The 17,342-nt window shown below is 72.9% G+C and carries 16 protein-coding genes and 1 pseudogene; 7 read left to right on the top strand and 10 right to left on the bottom strand.

Annotation, left to right across the window (positions count from 1 at the left end; genetic code table 11):
* Positions 1-84: 84 nt before the first annotated feature.
* Together AB0J74_RS35180 and AB0J74_RS35175 are read right to left on the bottom strand one after the other, a co-directional pair.
* Positions 85-810, bottom strand: a complete 726-nt coding sequence (locus AB0J74_RS35180) for a sulfite exporter TauE/SafE family protein (RefSeq protein ID WP_363456320.1) — start codon at positions 808-810, stop codon at positions 85-87.
* Positions 811-959: 149 nt separating this feature from the next.
* The gene (locus AB0J74_RS35175) at positions 960-1,559 is read right to left on the bottom strand and encodes a TetR/AcrR family transcriptional regulator (protein ID WP_363456317.1); all 600 of its coding nucleotides are present in this window, start codon (positions 1,557-1,559) and stop codon (positions 960-962) included.
* 89 nt (positions 1,560-1,648) lie between these two features.
* Between AB0J74_RS35175 and AB0J74_RS35170 the strand changes: the two genes are divergently transcribed.
* Positions 1,649-3,043, top strand: a complete 1,395-nt coding sequence (locus AB0J74_RS35170) for an MFS transporter (protein WP_363456315.1) — start codon at positions 1,649-1,651, stop codon at positions 3,041-3,043.
* 69 nt (positions 3,044-3,112) lie between these two features.
* Here AB0J74_RS35170 and AB0J74_RS35165 read toward each other — a convergent pair whose 3' ends face one another.
* Positions 3,113-4,231 carry a glycosyl hydrolase family 18 protein gene (locus tag AB0J74_RS35165; protein WP_363456312.1) on the bottom strand — a complete coding sequence of 373 codons (1,119 nt, stop codon included), beginning with the start codon at positions 4,229-4,231 and terminating at the stop codon, positions 3,113-3,115.
* A gap of 39 nt (positions 4,232-4,270) precedes the next feature.
* Entirely contained in the window at positions 4,271-4,603 is a 333-nt protein-coding gene (locus AB0J74_RS35160; RefSeq protein ID WP_363456309.1) for a metalloregulator ArsR/SmtB family transcription factor, read from the bottom strand.
* A gap of 111 nt (positions 4,604-4,714) precedes the next feature.
* Here AB0J74_RS35160 and AB0J74_RS35155 point away from each other — a divergent pair, with 111 nt between their 5' ends.
* Together AB0J74_RS35155 and AB0J74_RS35150 are read left to right on the top strand one after the other, a co-directional pair.
* The gene (locus AB0J74_RS35155) at positions 4,715-5,758 is read left to right on the top strand and encodes a cation diffusion facilitator family transporter (RefSeq protein ID WP_363456306.1); all 1,044 of its coding nucleotides are present in this window, start codon (positions 4,715-4,717) and stop codon (positions 5,756-5,758) included.
* Positions 5,755-6,500 (top strand): annotated as a pseudogene (locus AB0J74_RS35150) (SAM-dependent methyltransferase). Before AB0J74_RS35155 ends, AB0J74_RS35150 begins: the two are co-directional and overlap by 4 nt.
* Positions 6,501-6,503: 3 nt before the next feature.
* Here the strand turns inward: AB0J74_RS35150 and AB0J74_RS35145 are convergent.
* Both AB0J74_RS35145 and AB0J74_RS35140 read right to left on the bottom strand, forming a co-directional pair.
* On the bottom strand, positions 6,504-7,253 hold the full coding sequence (locus AB0J74_RS35145) for a nuclear transport factor 2 family protein (protein WP_363456303.1): 750 nt from the start codon (positions 7,251-7,253) through the stop codon (positions 6,504-6,506).
* Between the two features lie 12 nt (positions 7,254-7,265).
* Positions 7,266-7,766 carry a hemerythrin domain-containing protein gene (locus tag AB0J74_RS35140; RefSeq protein ID WP_363456300.1) on the bottom strand — a complete coding sequence of 167 codons (501 nt, stop codon included), beginning with the start codon at positions 7,764-7,766 and terminating at the stop codon, positions 7,266-7,268.
* A 116-nt stretch (positions 7,767-7,882) separates the two neighbouring features.
* Between AB0J74_RS35140 and AB0J74_RS35135 the strand changes: the two genes are divergently transcribed.
* Both AB0J74_RS35135 and AB0J74_RS35130 read left to right on the top strand, forming a co-directional pair.
* The gene (locus AB0J74_RS35135) at positions 7,883-8,536 is read left to right on the top strand and encodes a DivIVA domain-containing protein (protein ID WP_363456297.1); all 654 of its coding nucleotides are present in this window, start codon (positions 7,883-7,885) and stop codon (positions 8,534-8,536) included.
* A gap of 142 nt (positions 8,537-8,678) precedes the next feature.
* The gene (locus AB0J74_RS35130; protein WP_363456294.1) at positions 8,679-10,799 is read left to right on the top strand and encodes an alpha-L-fucosidase; all 2,121 of its coding nucleotides are present in this window, start codon (positions 8,679-8,681) and stop codon (positions 10,797-10,799) included.
* Here AB0J74_RS35130 and AB0J74_RS35125 read toward each other — a convergent pair.
* On the bottom strand, positions 10,786-11,376 hold the full coding sequence (locus tag AB0J74_RS35125; protein ID WP_363456291.1) for a TetR/AcrR family transcriptional regulator: 591 nt from the start codon (positions 11,374-11,376) through the stop codon (positions 10,786-10,788). The genes AB0J74_RS35130 and AB0J74_RS35125 overlap by 14 nt on opposite strands.
* Positions 11,377-11,437: 61 nt before the next feature.
* Between AB0J74_RS35125 and AB0J74_RS35120 the strand changes: the two genes are divergently transcribed.
* Complete coding sequence (locus tag AB0J74_RS35120; protein ID WP_363456289.1) at positions 11,438-11,980, top strand: GNAT family N-acetyltransferase; 543 nt, start codon at positions 11,438-11,440, stop codon at positions 11,978-11,980.
* Here AB0J74_RS35120 and AB0J74_RS35115 read toward each other — a convergent pair.
* Complete coding sequence (locus AB0J74_RS35115) at positions 11,965-14,583, bottom strand: CHAT domain-containing protein (RefSeq protein ID WP_363456286.1); 2,619 nt, start codon at positions 14,581-14,583, stop codon at positions 11,965-11,967. The two genes, AB0J74_RS35120 and AB0J74_RS35115, sit on opposite strands and share 16 nt — an antisense overlap.
* 113 nt (positions 14,584-14,696) lie before the next feature.
* Here AB0J74_RS35115 and AB0J74_RS35110 point away from each other — a divergent pair, with 113 nt between their 5' ends.
* On the top strand, positions 14,697-15,584 hold the full coding sequence (locus tag AB0J74_RS35110; RefSeq protein WP_363456283.1) for a S8/S53 family peptidase: 888 nt from the start codon (positions 14,697-14,699) through the stop codon (positions 15,582-15,584).
* A 54-nt stretch (positions 15,585-15,638) separates the two neighbouring features.
* Here AB0J74_RS35110 and AB0J74_RS35105 read toward each other — a convergent pair whose 3' ends face one another.
* Positions 15,639-16,391, bottom strand: a complete 753-nt coding sequence (locus AB0J74_RS35105; protein WP_363456447.1) for an SDR family oxidoreductase — start codon at positions 16,389-16,391, stop codon at positions 15,639-15,641.
* 98 nt (positions 16,392-16,489) lie between these two features.
* Positions 16,490-17,342 (bottom strand): VCBS repeat-containing protein (locus AB0J74_RS35100; protein ID WP_363456281.1); only part of this gene is annotated, 853 nt, incomplete at its 5' end.

Here is a 17,342-nt window from a genome sequence, read left to right as displayed (position 1 = left end):
CCGCTTTACGCACCAGCGCCCCGAACCATTTACCGCGAGCCGAAGAAATCTCGGGTCGCACCGTACACACCCTGGTGGTGGCCCTCAGCGCACGGCACTGACCGCCAGGCCGGCCGCCGCGACGACGAGGACGACGTCGATGAGCAGGTCGTAGCGCCGGCCGCTGACATTCCGCAGGATCCGCCGCGCGAGGAAGGACCCGACCAGGAGGGCGCCGCCGATGACGACGCCCTTGGTGAGCACGTCGGTGCCGAGCACCCCGGCGTCGCCGAACGTGGCCAGCTTGCTGGCATAGAGCAGCAGGGCGCTGGCGGCCTCGGAGCCGAGGAAGGCGCCGCCGGTCAGCCCGTAGCCGGTGAAGACCGGCACGCTGAGCGGCCCGGTCGACAGGACCATGCCGGTCAGGAAACCCACGCCCGCTCCGGCGGCGGCCAGGTGCCACAGCCGCAGCCGCCACCGCCGTCGGGCCGCGAGCCGGCGCAGCGGAATCGTCGCGACGAAGAACGCGGCCAGGCACCCGTCCACGACCCGGGGCGGGATGGTCAGCAGCGTGTGCGCGCCCAGCATCGCCGCCGGTATCCCGGGCAGCGCGTAGGCGACGACCGGTGGCCAGGCGATCCGGCCCCACCAGGCGACCACCCGGCCGACGTTGCCCATGACCGCGGCCACGGCCATGACCGGGACGGCGGCCCGTGGGCCGTAACAGAGGACGAGGGCCGGCAGCAGCACCATCGAGGACCCGGTGCCCACGACGCCGCCGAGCACGCCGGCCAGCAGGGCGAGAGCGAAGAGGAGGACAAGGACGAGCACGTGCGGGACCACCTCACGCCGGTGCGGGCGCACCGGTAGGGGATCCTCAAGGCTTTTGTCCCGTTAGATGACCGCGTCCGCTCTGGTGGGACACGGTGGCGCCGCTCGGACCAGGCGTGCCCGGCCCGCATCGACCGAGCACCGGAACCCTAGGCGCTGTCGTCGGGCACCCTAGTGGGCGCGGGGACGCGCCGGCCCGGCGGGGTCAGGGCGGCCAGGATCGTCGCGGAGATGAGATCGGCCGCGTCGGTGGCGTCGAGGCGGCCGGCGTTGATCTCGTCGGCGGCGCCGTGCATCACGTTCTGTATCACGCTGATCAGCCACGGGTTGGGCAGGTCGGTGCGGAAGACCCCGGCGGCCTGGCCGCGTTCGAGCAGGCCCAGCATGCGGTCGGCCGGTTCGGAATGCAGGCTGCGGATGCGACCGGGGGGCAGGGTCTGCTGCGCCGCGAGGAGCAGGGACCGGAACCGGTTGACCAACTGCCAACTGGCCTCGACCAGGCGGGTCAATGCCGCGCGGGGCTCGCCGTCGAGGTCGACCGCGTCGAGGAGTGCGGCGCCGTCGGCGATGGCGCGGACCGCGGCGGCGTCGACGAGGTCGGCCCGCGACGGGAAGTGCCCGTAGAGGGTGACCCGGCCGACGCCGGCGGCTTTGGCGATCTCGTTGACGCTCGCGTCGGGGTCGCGGCTCAGGCAGTCGACGGCGGCCGCCGTGATGGCGTCGATGTTGCGCTGCGCGTCGGCCCGCACCGGACACCTTCTCTCTTGTTGAACACCGCTGTACGAGTTACTGTAGCCGAAGTGAAGTCGTACAGCAGTGTTCAGGTTATGGAGGGTCCATGTCCGTCGATCCGCGCCGCTGGCGATCGCTCGCGCTGCTCGGCACGGCCCAGTTCATGCTCGTCCTCGACGTCACCGTGGTGGCGATCGCGCTGCCCCGGATGGGCGAGGATCTTGACCTGAGTCGCGGCACGCTGACCTGGGTGGTCAGCGCCTACACGCTGATGTTCGGCGGCCTGATGCTGCTGGGCGGCCGCTCGGCGGACCTGTTCGGCGCGCGGCGACTGGTGCTCACGGGCCTGCTCGTGTTCACCGCCGCGTCGCTGGTCACCGGCCTGGCCGGGTCGGCGTCGATGCTGCTGGCCGGCCGGGTGGCCCAGGGCATCGGCGCGGCGATGCTGTCGCCGGCGGCGCTGTCGATGGTGACCAGGTTGTTCCAGGGCCCGGAACTCAACAAGGCGCTCGGGGTGTGGTCGGGTCTCGGTGGTGGTGGCGCCGCGATCGGCGTGCTGCTCGGCGGCCTGCTGACGGCCGGGCCGGGCTGGCAGTGGGTGTTCTACGTGAACGTGCCGATCGGGCTGCTGGTGGCCGCGGCGCTGAGCCGGTCGCTGCCGGCCGACGTGCCGGTGCGCGACCGGCCGCGCCTGGACGTGCCGGGCGCGCTGCTCGTCACCGCCGGCACCGGATCGGCGATCTGGGCCCTGATCAACGCCGGAGACCGGGGTTGGGATTCGGCCGGCACGCTGGGTGCGTTCGCCTTGGCGGCCGGGCTCTACGCCGGGTTCGCGGTGCTGCAGCGAAGCGTCCGGGCGCCGCTGATGGATCCGCGGATCCTCACCCGCCGCCCGGTCGTCGCCGGGACATTCATGATCCTGGTCGCCACCGCGCTGATGATCAGCGTCTTCTTCCTGGGCTCGTTCTACCTGCAACACCTGCGGGGGTACGGTGCGCTCCACACCGGACTGTTGTTCCTGCCGGTGGCGGTGGCCACCATCGTCGGGGCACACACGGCCGGTCAGCTCGTGGGGCACCTCGGCCAGCGGGCGGTGGCGGTGGCCGGGCTCGCGGTGGCCGGTGTGGGCACCGCGGTTCCGGCCCTCTGGACCGGAGCGGCGGCCCTGGTGGCGGGCATCAGCGTCGCCGGCGCGGGCGTCGGCGCCACCTTCGTGGCGGCGTCCACCACCGCGCTGGCCCGGGCGGAACCCCACGAAGCCGGTGTGGCGTCCGGGATCCTGAGCACCTTCCACGAATTCGGCGCGTCGATCGGTGTCGCCGTGGTCTCCAGCATCGCCGCGGCCAGCATCGCCGGCACGACCGGCGCCGGGTTCACCGACGCCTTCACCTTCGCCGCCATCACGGCGGCGGCAGCCGCCATCCTCAGCGCGGTGATCGTTCCCGCCCGAACGACATCGGACGAGCCCGACCACGACCGTCCCCGGGTGGCGATGCACTGAGCGGCGCGGGTGCCGCCGGCGGTGAGCTGGGGCTGGCGCCGCGGGCCGGGTCGGCCGGCGCCGGGCCGGTCACTTCAGGCCGGCGGCCATCGCGGTGAGCAGTTCGCCGTCGGCCGAGTCGCCCGCGAGTTCCCAGGCGAAGGCGCCACCCAGACCCGTGCGCCGGGCGTACGCCATCTTGGTGCTGATCGTCTCGGGGGTGTCATACGACCACCACTCGTCGCCGCAGGCCGCGTAGGCCGTGCCGCCGACCCTGCCGGTGGGTGGGCAGGTCTCGCGCAGCACCCGGTAGTCGCGCGGCCGGGGCAGCCCCGACGCGGTCGCTCCGGGCTCGGCCCCGGAGACGCCGGTCCAGCCGCGGCCGTAGAAGCCGACGCCGAGCAGCAGCTTGCGGGCCGGGATGCCCAGCGAGGTGTACGCCCCGATCGCCGCCGACGCCGTCGCATCCGGGCGGGGAATACCCGGATAACCGGTCAACGGTGAGTGCGGCGCGGTCGGGCCCTTCGGCGAACCGGTACCGAAATAGTCGTAGGTCATCACCATCGCCCAGTCCAGCGGTGCGACCGCGCGGGCATAGTCGGCCTTCCCGGCCGTGCTGGCGTCACCGGTGACCGCCGCCGTCACCAGGCGGTCGGGGCCGAACGCCGCCCGCAGCGCCCCGGTGAGCCGGGCCAGCGCGCCCGGCCCGCTGGTGTCGCACGTGCGACCGCACGCGTTCGGGTATTCCCAGTCGATGTCGATGCCGTCGAACACACCGGTCCAACGTGGATCGTCGAGCAGGGCGCGGCACGAGGCGGCGAACGCGGCGGGATCGCGGGCGGCGGCGGTGAACCCGGCGGAGCCGTTCCAGCCGCCGAACGACCAGAGCACCTTCAGCTCGGGGTGGCGAGTCTTCACCTCGCGGAGTTGGGTGATCGCGCGGTCGTGGCCGGCGGGGGCGGTGCACCGGCCGCCGGCGACGCCGCCGAACGCGTACACCAGGTGGGTGAGCAGGTCGGCGTGGTGGTCGAGGTCGTCGACCGTCTTCCAGCCGGTCAGATAGCCGGCCACCAGCGGGGCGAGGGCCGGGGCCTGCGCCGGCCGGGCGGCGGGCGGCGGTTGGTCGACGCCGCAGGCGGTCACGGCGCCGAGGAGCGTGATGAGGAGCGCCGCGCGAACCGTCCACCTGCGACCGGGGTGGGATGGCATCCGCCCAGGCTAAGCGGCGCCGGCCCGGCCGGCACGGTGTCAGTCGTGTTCCGGCGCGTTGGTGAGCTGATGATCCGCCGCGGAGAGGACCTCGGCGACGAGTCGCTTGACGTGCCCGCCGCGGGCCCGGTAGAGGACCCGGCGGCCGTCGCGTCGGCTGCTGACCAGGCCCGCGAGCAGCAGCTTGCCGAGGTGCTGCGAGACGGCGGGCCGGGCCGCCCGCACCTCGGCGGCGAGGGAGCCGACGTCGCGCTCGGCACCGTCGTGCAGCAACCAGAGCAGGCGCAGGCGGGTCGGCTCGGCGAGCATCCGCAGCGCCACCACCGCGGCCTCGAACTGGGCGTCGCTGGGCAGTTCGTGGCTTGCGTACATGTGCACAGATTCTGCGGGACGGCCGGAGCCTGGCGTCCACCGACCGGCTGTTGCCCATCGTTGGCTGTTGCAGCGTTGTCGCGTGCGTACATGAGCACGTATTCTGCTGAGGTGAGCGCAGACGGGCACGAGCACGAACACGAGCACGAGCACCAGCACCGGCCCGGCGGCTGGCATCGGCTCAAGCACGCCCTGACGCCGCACTCGCACGACTCGGCCGGCAAGGTCGACTCCGCGATGGAGTCGTCCCGCGAGGGTCTGCGTGCCCTGTGGATCTCGCTGCTCGTGCTGGGGGTCACCGCCGCCGTCCAGGTCGTGATCGTGCTGTTCTCCGGCTCGGTCGCGCTGCTCGGCGACACGCTGCACAACGTGGCCGACGCGCTGACCGCCGTGCCGCTCGGCGTGGCGTTCCTGGTCGGCCGGCGGGCGGCGACCCGGGCCTACACCTATGGCTTCGGTCGGGCCGAGGACCTGGCCGGCATCGTCATCATCCTGGTGATCGCGGCCTCGGCCGCGCTGGCCGGCTGGACCGCGGTCGTCCGCCTCCTGGACCCGCAGCCGATGACACACATTCCCTGGGTCGCCGCCGCCGGCGTGGTCGGTTTCGCCGGCAACGAACTGGTCGCGCGCTACCGGATCGCCGTCGGCCGGCGGATCGGGTCGGCGGCGCTGGTGGCCGACGGCCTGCACGCCCGCACAGACGGGTTCACCTCGCTCGCGGTGGTGGTCGCGGCCGCCGGCGCCTTCGTCGGCTGGCAGTGGGCCGACCCGGCGGTCGGCCTGGCCATCACGGTCGCGATCCTGTTCGTTCTCAAGGACGCCGCCCGCGAGATCTACCGCCGGCTGATGGACGCGGTCGACCCGGCGCTGATCGACGCCGCCGACGCCTGCCTGCGCCGCGTCGCCGGGGTGCGCGACGTCAGCCGGATCCGGATGCGCTGGATCGGTCACCGCCTGCACGCCGAGGCCGACATCGTGGTGGCCGCCGACCTGAGCCTGATCCAGGCGCACGAGGTCGCCGCCGACGCGGAGCACCAACTGACCCACCACGTGCCGCGGCTGACCGCGGCGACCGTCCACACCGACCCGGCCTGTCACGTCGGCCCCGATGTGCACGCCGGTCTTTCGCACCGGCGCCAACTGACGGGTACATAGGACGTCGCGGAAACGCTAAGCTGCGCGCGCGGGTCTGGAACTACTGGCTGGGTGGCAAGGACAACTTCGCCGTCGACCGGGAGGCGGGCGACCGGGTCCGCGCGGTGTTCCCGGCGATCGTCGACAACGCCCGCGCGCAGCGCGCGTTCCTGCGGCGCGCGGTGCGCCACCTGGCCGCCGACCGGGGAGTGCGGCAGTTCCTCGACCTCGGCACCGGGCTACCCACGGCCGACAACACCCACGAGATCGCCCAGTCGGTCGCGCCGGAGTCGCGGATCGTCTACGTCGACAACGACCCGCTGGTGCTGGTGCACGCCCGCGCGCTGCTGACCAGCAGCCCGGAAGGCATCACCGACTACATCGACGCCGACGTGCGCGACACCGACCGGGTGCTCACCGCCGGGTGCTCGACTTCGACCGGCCGATCGCGGTCCTCATGCTCGGCATCCTGGGCAAAATCCCGTCGTACGACGATGCCTGCTCGGTCGTGGCCCGGTTCGTCGAGGCGGTCCCCTCCGGCAGCTTCGTGGTGATCAACGACGGCACCGACAGCAGCGACGAGATCACCAAAGGCGCCAGCGCCGGTGCGCAGAACTACGCCCTGCGCCGGCCTGAGCAGATCGCCCACTATTTCGAAGGCCTCGAGCTGGAAGAACCCGGCGTGGTGCCGACGACCCGGTGGCGGCACGAGCCCGAGGGCGACCCGCTCGACGGCTACTGCGCGGTGGCGCGCAAGCCCTGACGGTCAGAAGGCGCCGTTGGCGTGCGGCAGGTCGTCCCGGATCTCCGGCGTGACGTCCCAGTGCTCGACGAGCTTGCCGCCCGCCACCCGGTAGAGGTCGTAGAACGCGGTCGGCCGGCCGCCGAAGGTGCCCTCGGCCGCGGTCAGCACGAAGTTGCCCTCGGCGACCACCAGGTGCACCTTGTCGTAGCGGACGGTGTCGCCCATCCGCGCGAACGCGCTCGTCAGCCCGTCGAGGCCGTCGCCGATCGCGGGGTTGTGCTGCAGATACCGCTCGGTGCTGATGAAGTGGCCGACCGCGTCCATCCGGCCGTCCTTGAAGACGGTCTCGACGAACCCGACGACCAGGTCACGGTTGGCTTCGGTGGCGCCGAGGTCGGTGACCTCGGTCGGCCCGTCGGTCTGTGAACGGCCCGAGACCGTCGTGCGGACCAGCGGCGTCAGGGCGTCCCAGTGTTCGGCCCGCTTGCCGTCGACGACGCGGAAGACGTCGAAGGCGACCAGGGGATCGGGTCCCCAGCCGGTGTAGATGCCGTGCAGGGCGACCAGGTCGCCGTCGGCGATGACGCGGTGCAGGTCGTAGCGGAAACCGTCGGGCAGGCTCCGGACCAGGTCGCGCATCCCGTCGCGGCCGTCCGCGGCCATGCTGCTGTGCTGCACGTAGGTGGGGGAGATCCAGCGGTCGACCGCCGCCGGGTCCCGCTCGCCGAACAGTTGCGCGGCCGAGGTCAGCACGACTTGCTTCGCGTCCATTCACCCAGAATCTCAGCGCCGGCCCGGCCAGGTCTTCCATTTCGCCAGGACCGGGGCGAGGGCGCGCTCCTCGTACGCCAGATGCTCGAGCAGGTGATCCGACAAGGCCCGCAGCGCCTCGACGAGCTTGCGCCGCGGCGCGACGTCGTCGCCGCCGAGTTGGCGCGCGGCGCCCTCGACCTGGTCGAGCAGGTCGGCCACGAGCCGATGGTCGGCCGTCAACCTGGCCACCGTGCCACGCAGGTGCGGCGCCGCCCGGACGACCGCCGGGAACAGCCCCTCGTCCTCGTTGTGGTGGTGGCCGTGCACCACCTGGCAGTAGCCGAGGCAGTTGACCCGCAGCTGGAACAGCGGCCCGTTGGACCTGACCCTGGTCAGGCCGGCCCGGACGGCGCCGGCGGGTGCACCGGCGGCCGCCGCGTCGGCCAGCTTCCGGACGGTCGCGAGATCGCGCCGAAGCATGCCGTGCACGGCCTTGAGTTCGTCGAACAGGGGGTTTCGTCCGGTTTTCATCAGGTTCGCGTTTCGTCGTGGGGTGCGCGGCCCAAGCATGCCCGAGCGGCGGGCTTGGTAGTGTCGCGCCCGGACCTGGGTTCAGTCGCGCAGGCCGGACTGACCAAGGAGTCTCGATGCCGCTCACTCCCGCCGACGTCCACAACATGATCTTCGCGAAGACCTCGATCGGCAAGCGGGGATACGACGAGGAGGAGGTCGACGCCTTCCTCGACGATGTCGAACAGGCGCTGGTCGTGCTGATCGAGGAGAACCACCGACTGCGCGGCCAGGTCGGGCGCGGTGGCCCGCCGCCTCCGCCGTCCGCCGGGCGCCGCTCGGCCGAGTTGGACGCGATGACGGCCCAACTCGAGCGGCTCCAGCGGGAGACGGCCGCGGCCGAGCAGGCCGCCCGGGAGATGCGCGGCCGGTTGGAGCAGGCGCACGCGCGCGGCGGCCAGGCGCAGCCCGACGAGCAGGTGTCGCGGGTGCTGACGATGGCCGAGCGGACCGCCGACAAGCACCTCGGCGACGCCCGGCGCGAGGCGGGCGACCTGCTGGCCGACGCCCGCACGACGGCACAGCGGATCACCGAGGAGGCGCTGGCCAGTGCCGAGGCGCTGGAACGCGACGCCCGCCAGCGCCACCAGGCCGCGCTGGCCGACATCAGCGCCAACCGCACCGCGCTGGAGCAGCAGATCGCCGATCTCGGCACGTTGGGCCGGCAATACGAGTCGGCGCTGCGGACGCACGTGGAAAGCCAGATGCGCCAACTCGAGGGCCGTCATTAGATCCCATGTCTAGCCGGCCGTAACGATGGCCGGTCGAGGTCGACCGCGGCCGTTCGCCGCCAGCCATTGACAGAACATCCGATGTCTCGCCAGAATCATCGAGACACTTGGATATCTTTGGCGGCGCGCGGAGGAGAGCACCATGCGGTCAACACTCCGGATCGGCCTGTCGTTGCTCGTGGCGTTGGCGGCGACGGCCGTCGTCCCGCCGGCGCCCGTCGCCGCCACACAGGGCGACAACTACGCCGTCGACGACGCCCTGAGCGGCCCGCGCACCCGCTGGTTCGACGAGGCCCGGTTCGGCATGTTCATCCATTTCGGCACCTACGCCGCCTACCGCGGTCAATACGGCACCTGTCGCGGCGCCGAGTGGATCAAGCGGGAGTGCAACATCCCGTGGAGCGACTACGAGGGCAGGGCCGCCACCTTCAACCCCGCCTCGTTCGACGCGAACGCGATCGTGCGGCTGGCCAAGCAGGCGGGCCAGAAATACATCGTCATCACCGCCAAGCACCACGACGGCTTCGCGATGTGGCCAACCAAGGTCAACCGGTGGAACCTGCGCGACCAGTCCGGCTTCTCCCGTGACCTGCTCCGCGAGCTCAAGGACGCCGCGACCGCCAACGGCATCAAGCTCGGCTTCTACTATTCGATCTGGGACTGGCACGACCCGGACTTCGTCGCGAACTTCCCGGCCTACGTCACCAAGATGAAGGCCCAACTCCAGGAACTGGTCACCAACTACGACCCGGCCCTGCTCTGGTTCGACGGCGAATGGACCGAGACCAACCCGATCAACCCCTGGTCGGCGCAGAACGGCGAGGACCTGGAGCGGTTCGTCCGCGGCATCTCGCCACAGATCGTCACCAACAACCGGATCGGCAAGCGTCGCCCCGTCGACGGCGACTACGGCACCCCGGAGCAGTCGCTCGCTGACGCGCCGCCGTCCGCGCAACTGCAGGAAACGTGCATGACCATCAACAACACCTGGGGGTACGCGGCCTGGGACACCGCCTTCAAGTCCCCGACCGACCTGGTGCGCAACCTGACCCAGTTGACCAGCAACGGGGCCAACCTGCTGCTCAACATCGGCCCGACCGACACCGGCGCGGTCACCGCCGGCCAGTCCAACGCCCTCACCGGCGTCGGCACCTGGATGACGACCAACGGCACCGCCGTCTCCGGCGCGGGCTACACCGGGTTGGTCGACCAGCCGGCCTGGGGCCGGGTCACGCGCAAGGGCAACAGGCTCTACCTGGTCGTCAACACCTGGGCCGGCACGCTGCACCTGCGCCAGCGGTCACCGTTCACGGTCACCGGCGCCCGGGTGCTCGGCAGCACGTCACCGGTGACGGTGCGGGCCGCCGGTGACGGCTACGACTTCCTGCCCAGCGGCGGCACGACCAACGCCATCGCCACCGTCATCGAGGCCGACATCAGCACCCCCGCGCCCGCGGCGGTCGGCACCGGCACGGGTCTGAAAGCGGAGTTCTGGAACAACACCACCTTCGCCGGCGCGCCCGCGGTCACCCGCACCGACTCCACGGTCAACTACGCGTGGCGCTACAGCGGTTCCCCGGCTGCGTCGATCGGCACCGACAACTTCGCCGGCCGCTGGACCGGCTCGATCGAGGCCCGCTACTCCGAGCGGTACACGTTCACCGCGGTCTCCGACGACACGGTCCGGCTGTGGATCGACGGGCAACCCGTCATCGACAACCCGACGCCGCACGGCCCGACCGTCGACCAGGGCAGCGTGACCCTCACCGCCGGCCGCCACGACATCCGGCTCGAACACACCGAGCAGGGCGGCGAGGCCTATCTGAAGCTGATCTGGAACAGCCCCGACACGCCGGTCCAGATCGTGCCGCGCGCACAGCTCTACCCGGCCGCCGGCGTGACGCAGCGGTTCAACGACAACGTGGCCACCTACAGCTCCGGGTGGTCGGTCAGCAGCGGCCGGGGCCTGGGTGACTACAACGACGACGTGCACTACACGACCAGCAACGGCGGTTCGTTCAGCTACCCGTTCACCGGCACCGGCATCGACTACGTGTCGGAGCGCTACTCCGACCAGGGCCTGGTCGACATCTACCTGGACGGCACCCTGGTGTCCACGGTGGACACCACCAGCGCGGTACGCCAGCCGCAGCAGGTCGTCTACGGCGTACGCGGCCTGCCGCAGGGGTCGCACACGCTGCGTGGCGTCAAGCGGTCGGGCACCTACATGCTGGTCGACCGCTTCGACGTCACGACCCAGTAGAAAGCCTGCTGCGGGCGGTCAACAGGGGCACCGCGATCTCGTCGACGATGGCGTCGAGCTTCTCGTCGGTCAGCGACCCCACGATGAGCACCTCGTGCCGAACGAGATCGAGCGCCGGCCCGGCGATGCCGATCGGCAGCGGGGCGTCACCGAGTTCGCCGCGCCGGCGGGCCCGGTCGAGCAACGGGCCGAGCACGTCGGCGCCGCGGGCGAACAGCAGTTCGCGGACCGCCTCGCCGGCCGACGGGTCGAGTTCGGCGAGCAGGCCGAGCAACGTCTGCCGGCCGGCCCTCTCCATCATGGACTGGGCGGTGCGCAGGAACGCCTTCAGGTCGCCGGACAGGCTGCCGGTGTCGGCCGGAACGGTCAGGCCCGGGCGGGCCTCGAGAAACGCGTCCAGGACCATGCCCGCCTTGGTCGGCCAGCGCCGGTAGAGGACCGGCTTGCTGGTGCCGGCCCGCTTCGCGACGCCCTCGTAGGTCGTGCCGGCATAACCGTGCGCGGCGACCTCCGCGCGGACCGCCGCGTGGATGGCGCGCAGGAGCGCCTCGCCGTGTCTCCGTGTCGTCGCTGCCATGCCCGCCTCTAGGGAACGTAACGTTTCTTCCCTGCCCAGCCTACTGTCTAGAGTGGGACGGGTGGCTGTTGAGTTGAAGACGGAACGCCTGACCCTGCGCCCGTGGCGGGTCGACGACGCCGAGGCGGCGCTGCCCGTGTACGGCGCGTCCAACGTCGCCCGGTGGCTGAGTCCGGCGATGGACACCGTCGCCGACGTCGACGCGATGCGCCTGGTCATCCAGCAGTGGATCGGCGAGGACGCGCGGCTGACGTCGCCGGCCGGTCGCTGGGCGATCGAGCAGACCGACGACCACCGGCTGGTCGGCGGGGCCGTGCTCCTGCCGCTGCCACCCCGCGGCGAAGACCTGGAGATGGGCTGGCAGCTGCACCCCGACCAGTGGGGTAAGGGGTACGCGGCCGAAGCGGGCCGAGCGGTCGCGCGCTGGGCGTTCGACGAGGGCTACGACGAGGTGCTCGCGGTCGCCCGGCCCGCGAACACCCGCGCGCAGGCGACCGCCCGGCGGATCGGCATGGAGTGGGTCGGCGAGACGGAGAAGTATTACGACCTGCGCCTGCAGGTCTTCCGGCTGCGCCCGTCAGACCTGGCTCAGCCGGCGCCGTAACAGACGAAGCCGGCCGCGGCCGGGTCGCTGGGCAGCAGTTCCTGCTGGGCCCGCGCGAGAGCCTCGGCCGGCCCGGCTCCCGCCCGCAGGTGGCGGTGCATCCGCAGCATCAGCGGCCGGGTCGCCTCGTCGGGGACCGGCACGACGGCCGCGACCAGTGCCGTGGCGCCCATCCCGAGCAGCGCCGCGGCCAGGCCGAGCAACTCGTCGCCGGGCCGGATCGCCTGCAGGCCCGAGTCGCACGCGGAGAGCACCACGTGCCGCGGTGGCCGGCGCAGCCGCTCCAGGTCGTAGACCGTGAGCGGCCCGTCGACCAGCCGCAGCGCCGAGAACAGGGGATTGTCGGCCCGGAACGACCCGTGTGCGGCCAGGTGCGCGAGCCCGGCACCGTCGAGCGCGGCGAGCACCGACTCCACGTCGGCCGACCGCCCCGTGAACCGCCGGGCGCCCGGCGTGGCCCGGGCCAGCGCGGTCACCTCGGCGGTCGCGTGCGGCAGGCCGGGTCCCGCGACGAACACCGCCCGCCCAGCCGCTTCGCTCGCTCCGGCGGTCGCCGCGCGGTGCCAGAGGGTGGCGGACGGAGCGACGCAGACCGGGCGGCCGGCCAACGACGGAAGCGCCGGCCAGGGTAGTGCGTGCAACGCGCCGGTCGGCACGATGACCAGCGGACCGTCGAGCCGCAGCGGGTGCAGCAGAAGCGCGTCGAGCTGCTTGGCCTTGTGCTCGGCCAGCGTGGCGGCGGCCGCGGCGGTGCGGCTGGCGTGCGCGAGGCGGCGCAGGCCGTGCCGCAGCGCCGCGAGGTGGTTCTCGGCCTCGGCGACCTCCGCCAGGCGGTGCAGCGTGACCCGGCCGCCGGTGACCACCGCCGCGTGCAGCACGCCGTCGAGGGCGAGATATTCCACCAGCGCCGCCGGGCCCAGCGCCGCGCGCAGGGCGCCCGGGTGGACCGGCTCGTGGGTGCCGACCCAGGTCGTGCCGCCGGCGCGGCGGGCCCGGCGGCGTACCGCGTCCTCCATGGCCGCCTGGCGACGAAGCAGCGGCGCCGGGTCGTCGCCGCCCGCGACGGCGGCGGCGTGTCCGGCGACCGCCTGCCGCAACTCGGCGAGGTCGTGTGCGAAGGCCTGATCGTCGGAGGGGCGCACCGGCGGCAGCACGGCGGCGCGGGCCCGGAAGCGTTCGGTCCACGCCAGCACCGCGCGGGCGTCGCCGCGGCCGAGGGCGAGCCGGACGCCGAGGTCGGCCAACTCGCCGCCGTGTCCGGAGGCGTGCACCCGCAACTCGGTCGCGCCGAGGTTGGCCCGGAAGTCGTCGAGCACCCGGAGCCCGGCGCGCAGCGACCGCTCGGCACCGGCCCCGTCGCCCTCGGCCAGGTGCAGCAACGCCTGCGCGTGGTGGACCCGGGCCCGCAGTTCGGCGGTGCGGTGCCGGCCGGCCACGCCCGCGGCGAGCCCGCGCACGGCGGCCAGCTCACGCCGGGCCACCGCGGTGCGGCCACGGTCGAGGGCGGCCCGTGCGACCACCAGGCGGGCGTCGACGGCCTCGACCAGCCAGCCCGCGGCGACGAGCGCGGCGGCCACCCGCCGCCCGGACCGGATCACGTGTGCGGTGGATTCGGTGGCCGGTGCCGCCCGGAAGGCCAGGTAGCCGGCCAGGGCCGCCCAGGCCGGGCGCTGCTGCCGCCGGGCCGCGCGGCGCGCCAGCGACGCCTGGGCCACCGCCGTGCTCCGGTCGCCGGACAGCAGCGCCGCCCGGGCCAGCACCACGCGGGCCTGCACCAGGTCGATCGCGTTGCGCTGGGCGGCGTAGTGCGCGACCGCCTCGGCGGCGGCGCGGCGGGCCTCGGAGACCAGCAGCACCGACAGGAGGATCTCGGCCCGGTCGACCGGGAGCTGATTGGGGTCGCGATGGGACCGCCGGTAGCGCTCGGCCGCCTCGTCGAACGCCGCGAGCGCCGCCGGCACGTCGCCGCGGGCCGCCGCCGCGAGCCCGCGGTTGTGGTAGACCGGCGCGGTCTTGCCGAGGTGGCCGGCCGCGTCGTAGGCCGCCTCCGCGTTGACCAGATCCTCTTCCGCGCCCGCCCAGTCCCGCAGCCGGATCAGGGCCGTGCTGCGGTTGTTGCGGATGTCGCCCTCCAGCACCGGGTCGCCGCCGGCCCGACCGAGGGCGGCCAGCGCCGCGCCGAACCCGTCGGCGGCGGCCGCGAACCGGCCGGCCTCGGTGAGCACGAGGGCCCGCTGCATGAGCAGCCGGGCGTGCGGCACCCCGTGCAGGGCCGGTTCGGCCAGGTCGATCTCGCGCAGGGCCTCGGCGGAGCGGCCGGTCAGGGCCAGCACGTAGGCGATCGAGCCGCGCGCCTCGCCGGCCCGGAACCGCAGCCCGGCCCGGTCGGCGTGGGCGATCGCGGCCCGGAAGTGCGCCTCGGCGGCGTCGAGATCACCGGTGGCCGTGCGCGCCATCCCGAGTGCCCGCTCGGCTATCGCGACCGGCTCGGGGTCGGCGCCGGCGTCGGCCACCGCGCGCGCGGCGAGCCGGCGGGCCCGTATCGGATCGGTATAGGCCACGTCGACCGCCGCCAGTGCGGCCCGGACTGCCTGATCGGTCACCCGGAACGACCCTTCGGATCGGAACGTGTATCAGCGCGCCGCACGTCGCATCCGTATGCCGAAATGGTAGCTGTTCCATCCGATCGGCACCGTCACCGAAGAGGAGCATCCGCATGACGCGCAACCCAGGCGCCGCCACCCTGCCCGAGGTGATCGACAGGACGCTGGAACCACTGATCCCGTCCGCTACCGCCCGCGCCCTCGTCGGCGTGATCGACGCCGGAGTGGTGAGCATCGACGGACCCCACCCGCGGATCTCGGCCTGCCTCGACCGGGTCTCGCTCGTCGACGAGAACCTCGACACTCTGCCCAAGGGCGGCGAGCTGGGCCCGTCCGACGGGCACGGCACGTTCGTGATCGGCCGCATCCTGCAGGAGACCAGCGACGTCCAGATCATGTCGCGGCGCGGCCTGGACGCCGAGGGCTTCGACGCCGACACGATGGTGGCGACCCGCCTCGCGGCCTTCACCGCGCTCGACCCTTCGGTGCGCCCGCAGGTGGTGAACCTGTCGTTCTACGGCGCGGAGACCGAGCCGCCGGAGGGGATCGGCCACGCCCTGCTCGATCTGCTCGACGCCGCACCGGACCTGGTCGTGGTCACCAGCGCCGGCAACCGGTGGACCAGCGTGCCACCGTGGCCGGCGGCGTTCCACCGCGACCTGCTGCGCCACCGTGACCGCCTGGTGGCGGTCGGCGCCGTCGACACCTCGATCCGCTGGTCACCCGACCTGCGCGAACCACCCCGGGCGTCGTTCAGCAACTTCTGGTCGGGCATCCAACTGTGGGCGCCGGGCGTCCGCGTCGTCGGCCCGTACGTGCGTGCCAAGGACGACGCGTACGAGTTCTGCACGGCGGTCTGGAGCGGCACCTCCTTCGCGGCGGCGACGGTGACGGGCGTCCTGGCCCGCGGCGTCCAGTCGGGCGAGCGCGCCCCGGACGTGCTGGCCGACCTGGCGTCACACGGCCCGGTCGTCCTGGCCGCCGACACCGCGTGGGAGTGATGCCCGACCCGACGCGGTCGACTGATCAGAAGCGGCCTGCTCCGGCGGCGCGGGTCATCCGGGGAACGGGCCCCGCGCGGTGACGCCGCCGTCGACGCCGAGGCTCTGGCCGGTCACGTAGGAGGACAGGGGGGAGGCCAGGTAGACGGCCGCCGCGGCGGCGTCGTCCGGCACGCCCAGGCGACGCAGCGGAATCTCGGGGACGTCGGCGGCGGGCTGGTCGGTGTTCGCGACCGCGGTGGCGATGGCGCCGCAGGCGACCACGTTCATCCGGATGCCGTCGCTCGCGTACTCGGCGGCCACGGTCTTGGCCAGGCTGACCAGGCCGGCCTTGGCGGCGCCGTAGCCGGCCTGCATCGGTGCGGCCATCACACCGGTGACCGACCCGACGCTGACGATCGACCCGCCCCGGCCCTGGGCCAGGAACGCCCGGATCGCCGCCCGGGCGGCGCGGGCCACATAACCGAGATTCATCTCGTACGCGAGATCCCAGTCGTCGTCGCTCATCTCGTGCAGCCGCACGGCCGGCACGAACGCGACCTGCCCGCCCACGACGGTGACGAGCGTGTCGAGCCGGCCGAACTCGGCGACCGTCGCACCGACGAACTCGTCGCCGGCCGAGCGCGAGCGCACGTCGCCGGCGAGCGCGAGGGCGCGGGCGCCGGACCCGGTCAACTCGCCCGCGGCATCGCGGGCCCGGCCCAGATCGATGTCGGCGACGGCGACCGCCGCACCGGCCGACGCGAACGCCCGGGAGATCGCTCGCCCGATTCCGCCGCCTCCGCCTCCGATGACCAGTGCGTTCATGCCGTCGAGTGGTCGAGCCCAATTGATCATCGCCCGATCCTCGCACAGACCGTGGGCCCGCCTCAGGTTCGAGGCGGGCCCAGGATCCCGGGGGTGGGTTAGTGGAAGGTGCCGGTGGCGGCCCAGGTGGGTGTGCCGATCCCGGGTCCGCGGCGCAGCCCGCAGTTGGTGAAGGTGGTGCCGGTCGATTCGCAGGTGTGCAGGGTGCCGTCGGCGCCGTAGTACCAGATCAGGTCGTCTTTGCCGTCCCGGTTGTAGTCGCCGACCCCGGCCCAGGTGGGTGTGCCGAGGCCGTCGACGGAGCCGATGGTGGCCAGGGCGGTTCCGGAGAAGGTGAACACGGCCGAGCCTTGCAGCCAGGCGATGTCGTCGCGGTAGCCGTCGCCGTCGAAGTCGCCGACGCCGGCCCAGTCGGGTGTGCCGATCCCGGGGCCGCGGCGCATCGTGCAGTTGGTGAAGGTGGTGCCGGTCGATTCGCAGGTGTGCAGGGTGCCGTCGGGGTAGAACCAGAACAGGTCGTCCTTGCCGTCGTGGGTGTAGTCACCGACCCCGGCCCAGGTGGGTGTGCCCAGGCCGTCGACGGAGCCGATGGTGGCCAGGCCGGTTCCGGAGAAGGTGAACAGGGCCGAGCCCTGCAGCCAGGCGATGTCGTCGCGGTAGCCGTCGCCGTCGAAGTCGCCGACGCCGGCCCAGTCGGGTTTCCCGACCCCGGGGCCGCGGCGCATCGTGCAGTTCGCGAAGGTGGTGCCGGTGGCGTCGCAGGTGTGCAGGGTGCCGTCACCGGCGTAGTACCAGAACAGGTCGTCCTTGCCGTCGTGGGTGTAGTCACCGACCCCGGCCCAGGTCGGTGTCCCGAGCCCGTCGACGGACCCGATCGTCGGGAAACCCGCACCCGCGAACGTGAACACACCCGAACCCTGCATCCACGCGATGTCCGCACCGGATCCGGCC

It is taken from the genome of Asanoa sp. NPDC049573, from assembly GCF_040676615.1.
Classification (GTDB): Bacteria; Actinomycetota; Actinomycetes; order Mycobacteriales; family Micromonosporaceae; genus Asanoa.
The sequence above is the reverse complement of the archived record's forward strand: the minus strand, read 5'-3'. Positions and strand labels throughout refer to the sequence as shown.